Below are 17905 nucleotides of genomic sequence, written 5' to 3'. Positions count from 1 at the left end.
GGGCAGAGTAAGGGTGACTACTAATTGGGATAAAATAATTAGAGAGTTTTTAGATAATTTGGAACGCCAAGAAGTCCAACTTTTGACGTGGGGAATCGTTGATGGTGGATTTTCTGAAAATGAAATTGTAGAACTTGCGGAAGATTTTCTAAATACTTGCGAAATTGATGAGGATGTTTGGGCTTTTTTAGACCAAATCCTTGAACGGAAATTGTTGTTTGAATTGAATCTTAGAGGCGATCGCCTTTTCCGCACCCGGATGGCGGAAGCAGTGAGATTATTTGCCCGTCTTCGCCAACTGTTCCCGAATAATAATTGGCAAACATCTCCTACCCTAGTTGCTGATTATCGCTTACAAATCCGTCCGAGAATTTATCCTAACAGGTATATTACGCCAGAAGCAGTAATTGAGCAGTTGGCAGCAGACAAACTGCTAACTCCCATACAGCAAAAAGCCGTTACAGCGATACTGCTTTCTCACGATCGCGGTGAAGTTCAACTTGCAGACTTCCAGCTACGCGCTACAAGGCGGATGTTGCAGGATTTAAACAGCACAAAAAGTCGTGGGATGATTGTCTGTGCTGGGACAGGAACCGGAAAGACTTTATCTTTTTACTTACCAGCACTGGCACATATTGCAAGTTTGTTGAAAAAGGATGAGTATTGGTGTAAAGGACTGGCAATTTATCCCCGTAACGAACTTCTCAAAGACCAATTTTCTGAAACCTATCAAGAAGCACGTCGTCTCGATGCTGTCCTCAAAGCAGAAGGTAAGCGTAAAATTCTTATTGGTGCATTTTTTGGCTTAACTCCCAGAAGCGCAACTTTGGATCGGGTACAGGATAAATGGGAACCTGAAAGTGGTGGGTTTACTTGTCCTTACCTGCGGTGTCCCAGATGTGAAGGTGCGCTATCTTGGCGACGGGCTGATGTAGAAGCTGGTAGAGAAAAGCTTTCTTGTCTCAACCCATCCTGCGGTGCTGTTATCCAAGAAGACGAAGTAATTTTGACACGCGATCGCATGGCGAAGAATCCCCCAGACCTGGTTTTTACCAGCACAGAAATGCTAAATCGGTCTATGGGAGACTCCCGTTACAGTCATGTATTTGGCATCGCGGCCGTGAAAAAGCCTCAGCTAGTTTTGTTGGATGAAGTGCATACTTATACAGGTATCCACGGCGCACAAGTTGCTTACCTGCTGCGGCGTTGGCAGAGAATCATTAACAAGAAAGTTCAATTTACTGGACTTTCGGCAACTCTAGAAAGTGCAGCAGAATTTTTCAGTCAACTTACAGGTTTAAACCCTGGTTCAGTGGAAGAAATTTCTCCTGGTGAAGACCAAATTGCTGTTCGCGTAGCGTCTCGCAGAGAGGGGATGGAGTATCAATTGGTTCTCAGGGGCGACCCAGTATCAGGGACAAGTCTTTTATCTACAAGCATCCAAACGGCGATGCTGCTGCGGCGTGTACTCGACCCATCTGAAGACCCCCCTAGCAAAGGTTTCTATGGTTCCCGTGTTTTTGCCTTCACTGATGACTTAGATGTTACCAATCGTTTATTCCACAACCTTTTAGATGCCGAAGGTCGAGACAGTTGGGGTCGTCCTTTGCGTGGACGACAGCCATTAGCAGCATTGCGATCGCATGGTGCTGCTAATGGTAGAGAAAGGCTGATTGCCGCACAATCCTGGCTGTTATGCGAAGAAATTGGTCATGGCTTGGAACTGCCTTTAAGTATTGGGCGCACTAGTTCCCAAGATACCGGAGTTACCCCAAATGCAGATGTAATTGTTGCTACTGCATCTCTGGAAGTGGGATTTAACGACCCAGAAGTTGGAGGTGTTATCCAGCACAAAGCACCGCGAGATATGGCATCTTTCCTGCAAAGGAAAGGACGGGCGGGACGACGCAGAAGTATGCGACCTTGGACAGTGGTGGTGCTGTCTGACTACGGACGGGACAGAATCGCCTATCAAGGCTACGATATGCTGTTTAACCCAGTTTTAGAAAAGCGATCGCTTCCCATCGCCAACCGCTATGTTATTCGCATTCAGGCAGTTTTCGCCTTTATGGATTGGGTTGGACAGCAATTAGCTGCAACTAGAGGTAGTGTCTGGAGAGACTTTGCTAGTACCGATTTCTACTTAATTAACCGTCAGCGACTAGAAATAGAACTAATCAAAAATATTCTCGAAACAGAAGCAGGACAACGTAACTTAGAGACGTATCTACAATCAGCACTACACCTGACCAAAGATGAAGTTGAAGCAATTCTTTGGGAACCGCCCAGGTCATTAATGATGTCGGTGCTTCCTACTTTGCTACGGCGTTTAGAGTCTGGTTGGAAGCGCCTTCCGATTCACCCAGATGAATCAGACCAAGACTATCAAACCCGTGACCCGTTACCTGATTTTGTTCCCCCGAACTTATTTAGTGACCTGCTGTTGCCAGAAGTAACTATTACTACACCTGCACAAACGCGCAACAGCGAGCCAGATGTTAATTCTATGCCAATTGTCCAAGCCCTGAAAACCTTTACACCAGGAAGGGCGACGCGCCGTTTCGGGGTGCAGCATATTTATGCAACCCACTGGATTGCTCCGTCAGATTTGCAACAAAGAGAACAAGAATTACCCGTAGAAGATTATTGTGCCGAGTTTGAAGAAGCAGGGTATTTTCAATCGTGGCAAGATGGACAAATTGTAGATATTCGCTGTATTCGCCCTTGGGCAATAAATCCTACCCAAGTTCCGGCTAATATCTCAATTACCTCTAACGCCCAATTGGAATGGCGCAGTCAAATTATACCACCCGACTTGGGAATAAAACTCGAACTGCCTCAAGGTTCCCCCTGGTGCAAAATTATCACAGAAGTTTGTTGCTTTACTCACACTCAACAATCGCCTCTGCAAGTGCGGCGGTTTGCGATCGCATCCCATGCAAACATCCGCTTCGACAATGGCCAGGAACTTGATACAACAATTCGCTTCACCCAGAGACAGGATGGTAGTCCGACGGCTGTGGGATTTGCCCAATCTGTTGACGGTCTAGTATTTCGCTTTCGGATTCCGCCTAATTTTAGTATAAGTTCCAGGGATGCCAATCAAGCGAAGATTCGGGCGTTTCGCACGGCATATTTCCGATATCGGGTATTGACAGATGACAGATTGTGTGAGTTAACAAATGTCTTTCAACGGGAATGGCTTTATCAAATATATATATCGATGCTTACCGACCGCGCCTTAACAGCCCAAATCTCCTTATCTGAAGCTTTTGAAGTGCTTTTGGGTGAAAATATAGGTCAAGAAATGGCAAGGGTTCTGGACAATATCTTCCAAACATTGAATGTTGAGGAAACCTTACTGGAAGAAGGGGAATCTGCACCGGAACAAATTCAGGGACGGCAGAGGGTACATGATAGATTGCTAGCACTTGGCAACGCAGATATCATCCAAACTATATTAAATGACCTGGCACCGATTCTTTGGTCAGAACCTGATGAGGAGTGGCATTCTTGGGCAGCGTTACGTTTTAGAGCGACCTTGGGAGGGGCATTACTGGATGCTTGCGGACAATTGTGTCCTCATTTTGATTTGGGCGACCTGATTTTAGATATCGATCCTGGCCCTCGTCCACCAGATGCACCTGCTATTTCTGAGGGACTAGAAGAAATTTGGATAACTGAATCTACGATTGGTGGCGGCGGGGTGATTGAGGAAATCTTGCGGCGTTATGCTGCTGACCCGGCGAATTTTTTCCGCTTGGCGGGGAGTGCATTGTCACCTACGGATTTTGAGATTGTGGACTCGGAACTGACGCGGTTACTGGAGTTAACCCAAACTAGCGCAGATGTTACCGATGCAATGGCAGATGTGCGGTTCGCCGCAGGATATGGTGAATTAAAACAAGCTAGCGATCTCCTCCGCAAAGTCCTGTCCTCTGAAGGGATTTTGGTAATGCATCCGGTGATGACTGCAATTAACGCAAGGGTTTTGCGTCCTGGAAGTACCCCAGAAACCGATAAACTGCTGCTGGATTTGATTCGTTTGTGGCATCAGGAGGAAGCGCGTTTAGGTATTGAAATTGATGCCAGGGTGTTTGCCCATGTCGCTAGCAACTATGACCAATTGGATCGGGCGTTGTTGCATCTTGGTTTAGTGCAGCCTAATCCCTATTGGCGGTTTCAAGTGATTTATGGGCTGTTGTGGGCAAGGGGAAATATAGTGCGATCGCGTACTTTATCTTCCTATAATCCCTTTGCTGTGATTCCCGACGCAGATAGAGAAATTTTACTGGATGTTTTGCAAGTGGGCGATCACACAGTTTGGCTGGATGAACCCGACTGGCGGGAACAGGTAGAGGATGCGTTTAAGCAAGGTGCTTCGGTTTCGCTCATAGCGCCTCCTGATGCGAGAGAAAATTTGAAGTTAGCAATTTTGAGTTTGGCTGTTGAACCTATGGAACTTGGGTTTTTGCAGGTTTACCCTTTGGTTGAGGCGGTGCAGAGGTATCCGCAGGGGTTTGGGGTTAGGCTACGGGTGCGAGAAACGGTGCAGTAAAATTAACAGTTTTTAAACAAAAAGTTAAAAACATCTTGTTTTGGGGTATGTTTAAAACAAGTGTTTAAAAGTTAAACTAGTTTTTAAACAAAACATCGCTGTATTTCGATGGAGTACAAAACCTTTTATGGCTAGTGGATTTACTAGACAAGAAACCATCGCTTTAACTGGCATAAGCTCTGGCAGACTAAGCTATTTAGACAGAACGGAGTTGGTAGTGCCAGAAAAGTTTGGTAATCCTCAGCACCCTAAAGTCGTTTATAAGTGGCAGCAAATTCTAGAAATAAAAACTATTGAAAGTTTAAGACAGAAGCTTTCATTACAAGAAATCAGAAAAGTTTTACTTTTTTTACAATTAAGAAATTATGAATATTCTTTTTTTAAACATCGTCTGGTTTTTGTTAATTCCCAACTTTATTTAATTGAAGATATGCAAGATTTTGGTTTGATGGTTTTAGAAACTTCTGGAAAAAATCAGGGACAAGTTGTAATTAATGAAATTGGAGCAATTGGAGATGTAATTACAGAATTAGCCAGAGAAGCAGAGAAACATCATGTTTTAGATTTTGATAAACGAACAGGAATAGTTTTGAAGGGGTAAAAGAAATACATATAAGAATCACAAGGAGCAACCAGTAATGAGTTCTAATAAAGCTGTAAATAAAATATACCAGCGAGTAATGGCACATACTGGCTTCTATCGTGATGGTGTGCCGACTACAGGAGTTACAAAAGCGGAAGATATTCGCAATAACAACCAGTATTTAGAAAAGCGCATTAAATATAGTGCTGTAATTGATACTGAACAAATTAACGCTACAGCAATCTATGAATTGTCTGGTTCACCTTGTATTTATTTTACTCAATTAAAAGAACCTAATCCTAGAAAGTTAGCTAAACTACATAAACTGTCTTGGAATCATGGTTTAGCCCCGATGTTGTGGGTGATTACACCTGATGAGGTATTACTTTATAATTGTTATTCTCAACCCACAAAACAAGATGAAAATGATCCAAACCGACATTTAATCGAAAGCTTTGAAACTACTGAAAGCGACTTGAACCGTATGAATCAATTCGCTAGTCGTCTGCAAATTGAATCAGGTGAGTTTTGGCAGTGGGAAAAAGCAAAGCAAATTGACCGTCAACAAAGAGTAGATTCAGTTCTTGTAAGAGATTTAAATGAGGCTGAAGAGAAATTAACAAAAGAAAAAAAATTAGAGCGTCAATTTGCTCATGCTATTTTAATACGTTCTGTTTTTGTTGCTTATCTGCAAGATAGAGATATTTTAAATCAAGAATTTTTCTCTAGCCGCTTTGGAGTAGATTCATTTAATGAACTCCTAAATGATAAACTAGCGACTTATGAGTTATTTGAGTGGTTGCAAACGATTTTTAATGGGGATTTATTTCCTGTATCAATAAAAGAAAGAGATGCTGTAGCTAAAAAACATCTTGAAGTTGCACAAAGTTTAATAGGTGGTGTAGAAGAAATAGCAACAGGTCAACAACGTCTATGGCGGGCTTATGATTTCAAAGTCATACCTATAGAATTAATTAGTTCAATTTATGAAAGTTTTATTTATGCTACTGATTCCAAATCAGCAAAAGAAAATAGTACCCATTATACACCTATAAATTTGGTTGATTTAGTACTTTCTGAAGTATTTAAAGAACTTGATGGTAATGCTAAAGTTCTAGATTTTGCTTGTGGCTCAGGTGTATTTTTAGTTGAATCTTTGCGGAGATTAGTTGTTAAACGCTGGGCTAATGGAGAAACACCAACTCGTCATCTAATTCGTGAAACTCTCTACAATCAAATTTATGGTGTAGATATTAATCCAGAAGCAGTTCAGATTGCGGCTTTTAGTCTTTACCTTACTGCTTTGGAATTAGATTATGAATTAGAGCAACATCGTCAATTAACAAATGATTTAAAATTTCAAAAGCTGATAGGTAATAATTTATTTGCCAATGACGCATTTGATGAAAAAGCAGAATTTAATCAAATAGAACAATTTGCACATAAACAATTTAGCGCAATCGTTGGTAATCCACCTTGGACAAAACCTAAATCTAATAAATCAGCAGAAGAATATTGTAAGCGTAAGCGTCCTGATTCGGGTTATCCAGATGGATATCCTACAGCTTATGGTACACCTCCAGACCAAGCATTTTTATGGCGTATTGGCGACTTTGCTAATGATAAAACTTGCATTGGTTTAATTTTGCATGGTAAGCCTTTTTTTAGCAATGACACAGCAGCCAAAAAAGCAAAAAAATCTCTGTTGATGAGATATAAACCAAAAGTCATAGTAAATCTATCTAAGCTCTACAGAGATAATTTATTCCCTAACTCTGAAGCTCCACCAATAATTTTAATAGCAGAAGGTAAACCTTCAGAACAAAGAGATTCCTTTTACTTTGTATGTCCAGAACGTTCTATAGATTTCCGACGACATGGCATTGTTGAAATTGGAACAGAGCATATTAAAAAACTACCAGTTTTTAGCACAGCTTGCGACTCAGATATGCTGAAAGTTGCTACTTGGGGTAGTGCTAGAGATATACGTCTGCTCCAAAAATTGGGAAATTTTCCAAACATTGAACAAGTTGTAGGAAATCCACCTAAGAATGGATTTAAGTATGGACATCATCGTAAAGTTCCGGCAGAATTGATGGACAAAAAATGTCTAGCTTCTAGCAAAATGCCTAGATATCAAATTGATTTAAACGAACTAGACTTACCACCTGCAACAATGGAGTCGCCAAGGGATTCGCAAATTTATAAAGCTCCATTGGTTATAATTTCACAAAGTATTGATGGGAATGAGGCATTTTCTGCTTTTAGTCAAGAAGATATTGTTTACACACAAAGGTATTCAGGTATTTCTTTTGCAAAAAATAAAGTCCACTTAGCTCACTACTTAAACGGTATTATAAATTCTTCAATAACCAGTTATTTTTTATTCTTAACAGCTTCTTCATGGGGTATTGAGCGCAAGGAAATAAAAACACAAGATTTAGAACGTCTTCGTGTTCCTAAACCAAATAAAGATAACGAAAGATTTATTAATCAAATTATTGAAATAGAAGGTAGATTGCGTGAATCTCCCAAGAAACCTGTTGAGAAAGATTTGAAAAAACAACTTGATGAAGCTGTATTTAATCTCTACGGTTTAGAGGATCATGAACGTGTTTTAGTTGAAGATACTACACAAATCACGATTGATTGGTATATGAATCGTGAGAAATCTACAGCATTAAGAAGACCTCAAACTGCTGATTTAGAAGCGTATGCTATACAATTCATGAGTGTTATTAAACCCTTTCTTCAAACACTTAACGAAAGAAGTATAGTTGCTGAGATATTGAGTATTCCTAAAGCACCATTACAGGTGGTTAAATTTAGCATAGTACCATATCCAGGTCGTGAGCCAGTTATACAAACTGTTCAGGCTGAGGATTTGGTGACTGTGCTGAAAAGCATTGCGGAACAACTACCGCCACAATTGGCTGACCGCGTTTTCACCCGACGAAATGCCAGAATATATGTCGGTGAATACTTATATATTATTAAACCTGCTCAACTGCGTTACTGGACTCGTTCTGCTGGGTTGAATGATGCCGATACTGTTTTAGCTGAACATTTTAGGAATCGTTAAATTATGTTGCCATTGGATGATTCAGGTGCTGTTGGACAACCATCATTTATTAAACGATACGATATTATTGCCACAGTCCTTGATCTCATTCAAGCAGCTTGGATTCAAGTATGCCAAAAACCAGAAATTAATACTAAAAGTGATGAAGAGACTATTGCTGGAGCTTTACACAATGAGATGTGGGTTGAAAAGGAACGCCGGGGTATAAATGGGCCACCAATAATTGATAATGAAGCAGCAACAAGACGTTCTGACAAGAGCTTTAAGCCAGATGGTTTTATTGATTTTAAAATGATTTATTCATGGGATCGTGAAGATTATTTTGGTATTGAGTGTAAGCGAGTCAGCAGTACAAAACCAGATAGAAATTTAGCGACAAAATATGTTTTAGAGGGTGTAAAAAGATTTGTTGTAGGAACTTACAGTATAGGTCATGACTATGCAGCAATGCTAGGCTTTGTGATTGACGGTAAGGTTCCTGAGTGTATTGATTTGATTTGCGATCGCCTGAATAAATATAAAGGTGATATACGTTTGAAAGAAGATTGGATTGATGAGCCTGGTTTTGGAAAAACACCAAATTTATATCGTACTCGTCATCTTCAATACGGTCAAAAGGATTTAATGACGATTCTCCATTTATTTCTTATAGTTAATTAAATTTTTATCCTTAAGAATCTCCTAAAATTTAATAAATTAAATGCCTTCCCGCTATATTCACTCCCGCCTAAGTTCCCGCCAAATCCCTGACTTACTCCAAACAATCTTTGTCGCCGAACTTATCACCCCTAGCCAATGCGTGTGGCTTGTTTCCCCGTGGATATCTGACATCCCCGTTATCGATAACACCGCCAACACCTTCCTATGCTTAGAACCCTCATGGAGTCGTTCCCGCATTCGCCTCTCCCAAGTCCTCGCCACCCTAGCCGAACGGGGAACGACTGTACACATTGCTACCCGTCCCGACTCTCACAACCACAGATTTATTGAACAAATCAAAGGCAAAACTGATTATCAGGACGTTCCCGTGCGATTCCACATTACCGAAGAACTCCACGCAAAAGGTATCCTGGGAGATGGGTATTATCTTGCAGGTTCGATGAACTTCACCTACAACGGTATTACAATCAATGAGGAAGTTGTAACTTATGAAACATCCCCAGAAGTGATCGCCGAACAACAGTTGATTTTTACTAACCGATGGGGAGGGGCGTAATGCTATTTTGGATTTTGGATTATTTAATTCTTAATCTTGTAACGATTTGAGTATTTTTTATTACACATCCTACTATATTAACTATGTGATATTCAAAAGCGATGACTAATGCTAGCAATGCAGATATCCGCCACTTCCTAGAGCAGTTTTTTGGCACTGACAACAAATTTGACCTTGGCAAGATTGAACGTGGTGAAGGAAAACAAGCCAAAATTCGTCCTTGGGTCGAGTTGTTGACCAAAGGCGAACCTCAGCCAACAATTCTTCCCTGCTGGCGTTCCGAGAGTGTAGATTGGTACGCCATCGCCCTTTCGGAACGCCAATTACGCCGTTTGAGTGAAGAATTAATGGCGTTTGTTGGCCCCACATATTCGACATTTCGTGGACAAAGAGCGCAACTAAACCCCCAAGACCCTATAGAATTAGCAGTTTACGAATTTACTGGAGGCGCTGCGGTCAAACTGTGCGGACAAGCGACAGATGTTTGGGAAGCACTAGAGCAGATGCGCCGAGTGAGTGAGAGACGGGTGAAACGGGCCGCAGATATTCCCCGTCCCACAGGTCGCGTACTGCGGGACTTTTATATGGCATTGCAAGCAGGCGATCGCATTGCTGCGGAAAACTCACTACAATACCTTGTAGACCAGCATCGTCTGGATGCGCTGAATCTGCTGTTTTTGCGGGTGCAACTCTTGGCGGAACTAGAGCAATGGAACGAGTTGCTTACCCTCCCGGAACTAGGCAATCTTTTGCAGGTTCGCCGCCCCTTCGCCGTTACCCAAGCTCTGCTGAAGGCAGTATACCGCACTGAACTACAACATTTTGAGGACAATAACGCCCCCGGCAGTGCTGTAGCCTATTTCCAAGAAGTAGTTTTTCCCCGTTACAAGAATCTTTTTGCTGTCCGTGCAGGTAGTAAAATCCCAGAAGTACTGAAATTATTTATGCTGCTGGCGGTAGGTGGAGAACCAACGAAACCTGCACTTCGAGACGAACTGCTAGCAATTGCGGAAGTTGAAGAAACTCACCGCAGCTATTTGCAAAGATTAGCTGCACTGCTAAAAGATGCTACCCCGAATAGCGAAGGCGACCCCCTGCAACAAGCCGAACAGCTATCCAAAAACGGAGACTTCGACCAAGCATTTTCATTGCTTTGTAATATTCCGTCGTCGAAAGAGAAAGTTCGCTTACTCCTCCAATGCGTCTACGAGTTGCAAACGTTGGCGGTGGAAAAAGCTGCATTGCAAGCCTTTGACGAGTTGACTGCTGACGAGCAAACAGCCTTGCTGAAGGTACGCTGGAATCAAGATTTTCTTACCCAACTGCGGGGAAGCCAGGAAGGTACAACAAAAGACACCCCAACACCTTTATCTGTCCCAACGAATTGGTTGGAGTGGTTATCGCAACTGGATAAAAAGCCAACCTGGGAACGAGCGTTATACACTGCACGCCAGGGTTCTGCCGAATGGGATGTCACTAGCTTGCTTACAAAACCACAGGCGGTGGCAGAATTTGACGAATTGTTAAGTAAAGTAGGCTCAACAGCTGAGTCTGTTCTGCACGATGCGCTTCCTTATTTGCTGGGATTTTTTCAGAAAGATGAGCAATTTCCCCGTGGCGAGTTCGAGAGTCTTTATTACTCATTACTAGAACTGCTAGTCCTGAGTACAGAGGGTGGGGATGTTGATTTGGTTTTGTTCAATGATTTAGCGATCGCTATTTTAACTTTAGGAGTTAATACAGCAAAATATACAGAGATTGTAGACTATGCTTTGGAGCTTTGGGACAGGTTCGCCTCACCCAAAAAAGTTGATTGGATGCTTGATTTAATTGATGTACTAATATCATACCCTTGCCCAGTCCCAGAAAAGCGCGAACAACTTCTATTTGCTACGGCTGAAACTATACGCCGTTTTACAGAACGTATTGATGAAGTGCAAAGGGGAATCTTTCGCGCTTTGGTAAAAGATTTACACTTAGGAGAATCGCTTCCAGATTTGCTTGGCGAACAAGCCAGTTTAGTCGAGCAAAACCTGGAAGTTGAGGCTAATGTTTTCCAAAAACTCCAGAATAAATCTGTTCTTATTTACACTCTCACAGAAACCGCAGCAATCAGAGTAAAAAGTATTTTAGAAGCAGCTTGTAAAGAAGTGACAGTTTATCTCAGCCATGACAAGGGAGGTAATGATAGGCTGCGTCAGTGGGTGAAAAATTCTGACATTATTGTGATGGTGACGGCTAGTGCTAAACACGCCGCCACAGGTTTTATTGAAGCGAATCGTCCATCGCATCTTGCGCCGATTCTTTTGGTTAACAGTAAAGGTAGTACAAGTATGCTGCGTGCTATACGGGAGTATTTAGCTGGATGAGGAATCAAGAGGTAAGAATAGGTTGTCTTCAATAACTGCGCGGACTTCGGGAGATACTTGATACCCTCAGGATACATTGCTCATCGGAATAATACCAGCAAACTCACGCAAAACCCGATGGCAAGCATCAACAGTTGTCTTTGTATTAGAAATGATAGGTTCTCCGCTTGCGCCAACTTGGGTTACTCCTCGTTCTCGCCACAACTGAGAGTCCCGCTGCCAATCTATTTCTTGCAATCTACTCAACCACTTAACCAAATCTTCTGCCGGAACTCTTTCCAATAACAAATCATGAGCTAACATACCCAACGCCTGAAAAACAACAGCACTGACTGCTACTAATTCCTGTCTTTGGGTAGCACGCTCCTGTTTATTCATAATCCTCCAAGGATCGTTAGGGATAATGCTTGCTGTTGCTGCCCAAAAGGTTGTCGCCCAATCAATCAGAGATTCCAAATCGGTTTGAGATTTTAAATTGGGGAACATCCGTTGAGTAGCGGTGACTAATGTTGATAAGGTCAGCAACTTAGGATTGTGCTTACCCAAGCCGTTTTCTACTGTCTCCACATTGTCACGAAACTGAGGAACTCGGCAGATCAAGTCCTTGGCGATTAAAACCGTGGGCGATCGCTTATCAAAAGCATGGGATAGCGACACACTTGGTCTTTGGACTAATAGGTTTTGGTCGCGGAAAGCTTGGCGTTCCTCTTCTAATGACAGTCCTGCATATATCAACACGCCAATTTCTAATTGTGAAAGGATAATGGCATATTCCGACTCTTGCGCCTGGATATCTTGCAATGCTTGGCGAATCCCATAGCATCGATGCTGACCATCGGTTAACCGCAAACTAACCGAATGGTAAGGAAGATAGATATTACCATCTCTGTAAGTTGGCGATGGCTGAACGTTAACGCAAATCGGTGGAAAAAATGTAGTTCCATCTTGGTAAGTCTCTAGGATATATCGGGCTATTGCTTTAACCCGTGTCACGTTAAGTTTGCGTTGAGCCAAGTCTGGTAAATCTGGGATATTCGGTATATATAGATGACCGTCATTCAGCAATCGTGCAACATCTCCAAATGTGATGCTGGCGACATAACTCATATGCTCGCACGCCTGACCGCGTTGTACAGGCACGCCTTTGATAACCAATTCAAACATTACTTTGCTTTTCCTATAGCTTAATTAAGCTTGCATACAAGCATACATGGTAGCAGAAATTATGTCTGTGTATTTATGCTGGGGTGAGATATGTAGCAGCAGTAAAACCATTGCCTCACCAAGCACGGATTCCAGATGAAATTTATGCCCAGTTGTACACAATTAGACACTCATGCGAGCAAATGCTTGCTCCCAATCGAACCAGTGATGCCCCAAGTTTACAAGACATCGTAAATGTAGCGCTGAAGCGACTGATTAGGGATTGGCAAGACGAAAACAAGCAAAATTTGCTACAGGAAGAACTTCTTGAACAGCGCAGGACTGCCCGTTCAAATATGGGTCGAAGAAAAAGTGAAGACAGCTAATAAGCGTGCAAAATGCTTGGTAACGCAGGGTAGCTCGTTCAAAAAATATGGGCAGAAAAAAATTGACGCTAGCTAAAGCGTCGTCATCTGATGTGAAATTAGCCAATTCTAGCTTACTAGGTTCATCTACCTTAGAGTCCAAAAACCATGAGCTTAGACCTTGACACAATAAAACGCCTGGCTGATGAAGTTCTGACCTTCATTGAACAACGCGAAGCAGAACAAGTTGCCTATGGCATTTATGATGTAACAATGGCAGGGGTTGAAGTAATTGATAATTTTCAACCTTCCGAAGACATCAAGTTAACTCCTGAAGAAAAACCAGAAGCACTCAGAAAAGCTTTAGCGCAACTGGCAAATGACTTGCAAATTATCCGCTTTAACCAAGAAGAGTCTCCTGATGGCTGGATTTTTCGCAGTCGAATCGCAGAAACTGTAAGGTTGCTATCAAAACTCCGTCAAAGAATTGTTCGAGAAAACAACCTCAAAGTAGCGCACCGCATCAGCAATAGCAAGCGTTTAGTGGCAGATATTAAGTTTAGTGTCGCTTCTCGTCGCGTACCTCGAAGGAACATAGCAGTACAAAGCTGCATGACACCTTTACTTAGTGGTGATACAGAGCAACAGCGAACAGCAAACCTAATTTTAGAGGTAATTGACACCTATCTCCCGAAGCTACGCCAGATGAGTGGCTTCCAAAAACGAACTTTAGAAAGAATTCTCTATGGTCAGGGCTGGTTGTTAAATCGGTTAGTAGTTCAATACTTTCCCAGTCTCATCACGAGCGGAAAAGTTATCAGAATTGAATTAAGCCGTATTGCTCGGAGGAATGACATTGCAGCTTTATGGCATGAACTTAGGGGTAGAGTCGGTCTAGGGAGACGAAGCACAATTGAGGAAATTGTCGAACGATTTTATCAATGGTGGCTGACTCAAAATGTGCTGCTAATTTTCTTTGGTGTCGATTCCCTGAGTGAAGGTTTTCTACAAGAGTTGATACAGGATTTCTGGCAACCATTGGTGAATAAAGTGATATCAATTAAGAAGGAATCAGCAAGTCAATTCCGATTATTAATGTTCCTGGTTGACTATGAGGGGTGTGTGGGTAGCTGGAATATTCCTTTTGCTGAAACGTTAGACCCAACCTGGAACCCATATACACCTGTTAAGCTACCTGTACTTACTGAATTTTCTGAAGATGAACTGACTAACTGGCTAGAATTTACGGTGGACGAACTGCCAACTAATCTGATAAACCAAATAGATGAAACAGTACAAATCATACTGAACAACAGTGATAATGGTATTCCAGAACTAGTTTTAGCAGAAATTTGTCACCTGTCTGGATTGGATTGGTATGAGCAAGAGGAAAAATGGTTACGCCTTGGTGGTGGTGGTCGAACTCCACTAATTCAATCAGAACAGAAAGAGTCTTTAGATATTGTTAACCCATTTCCAATCACCCAGTCAGAACCGATAGTTTGTTTTCATCTATTCTTCAACATATCATCACATTCAACTACGGTTGGAGGGGAATTGGCAGTAACTGTTGAGTTGAGTCCAGATGGAAATGATAGCAGCAATGCTTATCTTCTTGAAGTTTCAAGGACTGATGCTATTGGAAGTGAACTTAATATATTTCTGACTGCTCCCGGTTTTCAGTTTAACAGCGATAACACCACAAGCTTACCTATCGATCCAGACACTGCCAACGTAATCCAAACAGCAAGCTTCAATCTTACCGCCTTGCGTTCAGGTAAAACGAAAATTCAAGCAGAACTTTACTGTGGAGAAACTTACAAAACTACTCTCGAAACAGAAGTAGAAGTTACTGCATTTGAAGAAACAGAACTACAGCCCCTCATTGCTGCCCGATCGCGTCCCGTTCCCCAACCAGATATAATTCTCCAAGTGCGTACTACTTGGAACGCAGATATCTCCGCTTGTACTTTCAATTATCACATTGATAGCTATCAACCACGCCTGCTGTTCGCGGATGATGTTGACTACAATTCACAGTCTTTATCTACTAATTGGGTCGAGCGATCGCACTCATTATTAAAAACCACCCTTGAGGAAGCAGCAAGTAGCGTCACAGAAGATTTCCGTTCTCGCCTTGTTTCTCTCGGTCAGTACCTGTTTTACTCCTTACTCCCACAGGAACTGCAAAATACTTTTCGCACCATAGCCAGCTTTAATCAGCCTTTCACTTTACTAATATTAGCTGACCAGGATGCTTGGTTTCCTTGGGAATTATTACATGATGGGCAGAAATTTTTAGGTGATCGCTTTATTATCGGTCGCTGGCCTTGGGAGTTAGAGAAAGCACGACCCTATGAGTTTCCTGTGGGCGCGGTGAATGTTGCCTATTATGCTAGTGTGGAACAACCTGAACTTTGGACTGAGCTTTTGCACTCATCAGGCGCACCGCCGCCAATTTCCATGCAAGCTGGTATATTTAATGATATTAGTTTGTTTGAATCAATACGTGGCTTGCATTTAATTCGCTATGGTCAATCTGTGGACACAACGAACCGCCAGGATGCGCCAGTGCGGGTTAATAGCAGTAGCGATATTCAGGATATTGAGCGTGAGGTGCAACCAGCCAAACTGAGTCTACGTCGCAATCATCCCCTTGTATCTTTAAGCTATCTAAATGCAGGGCAACCGGAATTAACAGCATTAGAGCAAACCTGGGCTTCTACCTTTGTCAGAGCAGGTTGTAGCGCGTTTGTTGGTTCCCTCTGGGCGGTGCAACCGAATGTGGAAGCAGCTTTTGTTAGTGCTTTTTATAACAGCATTTGGGCAGGGCAAACTTTGGGTGTGGCGTTCCAAACGGCTTGCAGATTGGCTAAAACCGTTGTACCAGAATCCTTGGACTGGCTGGCTTATGTATTATTTGGCGACCCAATGGCGCGTCCTTACCGACCTGTACAGGGACAGGGCTATGCGGTTGTGGAACCTATAGGTCAAGAAATTGACGACTCAGTATCCCCAGGAAGCACGGTAAGGTTTCGCGTTAGCCTGCGCCGTACTCCTCCTGTATGGTACGAGAATCGATTAATGGAGGTGGCTGAAGATTTAAGTTTTGATGATTTACGTGTTTTTATCGTCACGTCCGGATTGCAGGTTACTCCTGGTGATTCAATACTTATGACACGCACAGCTACCGGAGATTATTTAGGTTGGTTTACGCTCACTGTCCCTGCTGAGATGGAAAGTCGGTCAGTGTTAGTTCAAGTATACTTTGAGGACGGGATAGAATCTGTTCACAATTTGCGTTTTGCACTGAATATTGTTAAGCAGGACGGTGAGGCGCAATGAGAGGAGTTGGCAGTCCAGTTGGTGTAAATTTGGCTAGTTCTTGCTTAGAAATTATAATCGAAAAAGATTACTACTCAATTGGTCGGTGGAGATTTTCTAAACCTGATGATAAAGTTTTAGAGATGCTGACAGAAGAAATTTTAAATTGTTTTGATGATTTAAGAATAACTATTAATAAAGAAAAAAGCCTTGCACTAGATGTGGGTTTGTGCAATAAATATTTAATCAAATTAGCTGAATGGGGACGAACAGCCTACCAAGCTTTTTTTGGTGAAGATGAACCAAATAAAATTCTTAACTTTCGCTTAAATGAAAATATAGCTCCCACCTTTGTTTCAGAAGTTATGCCCTTTCCTTGGGAAGTTCTGTTTGAGGGAACTGAAGAGGACTATGAACAGGGAAATCCTGAAATGTTTTGGGGAATGCGCTACACCCCGGCTCGGATTCTCAACCCAGAAAAAGATATCGCAGATTATGTTTTGGAGCAAGCTCAACCTTCTGATATGTTATTTTGCTTGCATCACAGGTTGCTTCATGCTCATAAAAATGAAAGACCAGAAATTGAAAGGTTGGTGAGGGTGACAGGAAAAGACCGCTTCACGTTGCTGGGGACAGCTTGCAACTTGACTAATGGTAAATCCAGCGATCCTTTGGGTGATGATTTACTCAAATATCTTTACAAGGCTAGCCACAATATGTTGCATTTTGCCTGCCATTGTAAGGAGACTAGACTGGGGGATAAGCTGCTGATTTCTTTTATTAGAGATGAGGAGATTACAGAAAATGGCTTGGTGCTGGAGTTAGAAACTTACAAATTTTTGTTGCGCCAGGGGAAATTTCTGTGTCAGCCATTAGTGTTTCTTAATGCTTGTCAGTCGGCTGGGGGTGTGGATGAGTTACGCAGGACATTCAATTTACCCAAGGTGTTTATTCAGCATGGGGCGGCTGCGGTGATTGCTACAGCTTGTCCTGTACCGGATATGTTTGCGGCGGCGTTTGCGAAGGTGTTTTATGAGTTTTTTCTGCGGGGGATGGTGGTGATGGATGAAGTAACTGGGGATAAAGTTGTTAAAATTATGACAATTGGGGAGGCATTACGGGCAACGAGGTGGTATTTTTTGAAGGAATTTAACAATCCGTTGGGATTGGCTTATGGGGTTTATAGTCCGGCAAGTTATCGAGTGAGACAGAAACCAGCTTTGGTAAAATTAATTAATTTGTAGATGGTAATTTATACACATTTG

The 17905-nt window shown here is 42.2% G+C and carries 9 protein-coding genes; 8 read left to right on the top strand and 1 reads right to left on the bottom strand.

The annotated features are described in order from the left end of the window. The first annotated feature begins 13 nt into the window (after positions 1-13). The 6 genes from dpdJ to dpdD all read left to right on the top strand — a co-directional run bounded on the left by dpdJ (position 14) and on the right by dpdD (position 11808). A complete protein-coding gene (dpdJ, locus tag HGR01_RS22170) occupies positions 14-4558 on the top strand; it encodes a protein DpdJ (protein WP_045871521.1) in 4545 nt (1514 codons plus the stop codon). 127 nt (positions 4559-4685) lie between these two features. Then, positions 4686-5159 (top strand): hypothetical protein, encoded by a 474-nt coding sequence (locus tag HGR01_RS22165; protein WP_045871522.1) that lies wholly within the window; start codon positions 4686-4688, stop codon positions 5157-5159. 37 nt (positions 5160-5196) lie between these two features. Beyond that, positions 5197-8223 carry a class I SAM-dependent DNA methyltransferase gene (locus HGR01_RS22160; protein ID WP_045871523.1) on the top strand — a complete coding sequence of 1009 codons (3027 nt, stop codon included), beginning with the start codon at positions 5197-5199 and terminating at the stop codon, positions 8221-8223. Between the two features lie 3 nt (positions 8224-8226). Next, positions 8227-8883 (top strand): hypothetical protein, encoded by a 657-nt coding sequence (locus HGR01_RS22155; protein WP_052335252.1) that lies wholly within the window; start codon positions 8227-8229, stop codon positions 8881-8883. Positions 8884-8923: 40 nt separating this feature from the next. Next, positions 8924-9439 carry a phospholipase D-like domain-containing protein DpdK gene (dpdK, locus tag HGR01_RS22150; RefSeq protein WP_045871524.1) on the top strand — a complete coding sequence of 172 codons (516 nt, stop codon included), beginning with the start codon at positions 8924-8926 and terminating at the stop codon, positions 9437-9439. 101 nt (positions 9440-9540) lie between these two features. Continuing rightward, positions 9541-11808 carry a protein DpdD gene (gene dpdD, locus HGR01_RS22145; RefSeq protein ID WP_045871525.1) on the top strand — a complete coding sequence of 756 codons (2268 nt, stop codon included), beginning with the start codon at positions 9541-9543 and terminating at the stop codon, positions 11806-11808. A gap of 66 nt (positions 11809-11874) precedes the next feature. Here dpdD and HGR01_RS22140 read toward each other — a convergent pair whose 3' ends face one another. Then, complete coding sequence (locus HGR01_RS22140) at positions 11875-12972, bottom strand: DNA sulfur modification protein DndB (RefSeq protein ID WP_045871526.1); 1098 nt, start codon at positions 12970-12972, stop codon at positions 11875-11877. Between the two features lie 512 nt (positions 12973-13484). Between HGR01_RS22140 and HGR01_RS22135 the strand changes: the two genes are divergently transcribed. Further along, positions 13485-16661 carry a hypothetical protein gene (locus HGR01_RS22135; protein ID WP_052335254.1) on the top strand — a complete coding sequence of 1059 codons (3177 nt, stop codon included), beginning with the start codon at positions 13485-13487 and terminating at the stop codon, positions 16659-16661. Continuing rightward, positions 16658-17884: a CHAT domain-containing protein gene (locus HGR01_RS22130; protein ID WP_045871527.1), complete on the top strand. Its 1227-nt coding sequence runs from the start codon at positions 16658-16660 to the stop codon at positions 17882-17884. The genes HGR01_RS22135 and HGR01_RS22130 overlap by 4 nt, the downstream gene beginning before the upstream one ends. The last annotated feature ends 21 nt before the right edge of the window (positions 17885-17905 follow it).

This window comes from Tolypothrix sp. PCC 7712 (assembly GCF_025860405.1).
GTDB lineage: Bacteria > Cyanobacteriota > Cyanobacteriia > Cyanobacteriales > Nostocaceae > Aulosira > Aulosira diplosiphon.
The sequence above is the reverse complement of the archived record's forward strand: the minus strand, read 5'-3'. Positions and strand labels throughout refer to the sequence as shown.

What these genes read in the sequence shown, in the direction of transcription:
- HGR01_RS22160 (WP_045871523.1), top strand. Translation starts at nt 5,197, where the DNA reads ATGAGTTCTAATAAAGCTGTAAATAAAATATACCAGCGAGTAATGGCA.
- HGR01_RS22130 (WP_045871527.1), top strand. Translation starts at nt 16,658, where the DNA reads ATGAGAGGAGTTGGCAGTCCAGTTGGTGTAAATTTGGCTAGTTCTTGC.
- HGR01_RS22140 (WP_045871526.1), bottom strand. Translation starts at nt 12,972, where the DNA reads ATGTTTGAATTGGTTATCAAAGGCGTGCCTGTACAACGCGGTCAGGCG.
- HGR01_RS22135 (WP_052335254.1), top strand. Translation starts at nt 13,485, where the DNA reads ATGAGCTTAGACCTTGACACAATAAAACGCCTGGCTGATGAAGTTCTG.
- HGR01_RS22165 (WP_045871522.1), top strand. Translation starts at nt 4,686, where the DNA reads ATGGCTAGTGGATTTACTAGACAAGAAACCATCGCTTTAACTGGCATA.
- dpdK (WP_045871524.1), top strand. Translation starts at nt 8,924, where the DNA reads ATGCCTTCCCGCTATATTCACTCCCGCCTAAGTTCCCGCCAAATCCCT.
- HGR01_RS22155 (WP_052335252.1), top strand. Translation starts at nt 8,227, where the DNA reads ATGTTGCCATTGGATGATTCAGGTGCTGTTGGACAACCATCATTTATT.
- dpdD (WP_045871525.1), top strand. Translation starts at nt 9,541, where the DNA reads ATGACTAATGCTAGCAATGCAGATATCCGCCACTTCCTAGAGCAGTTT.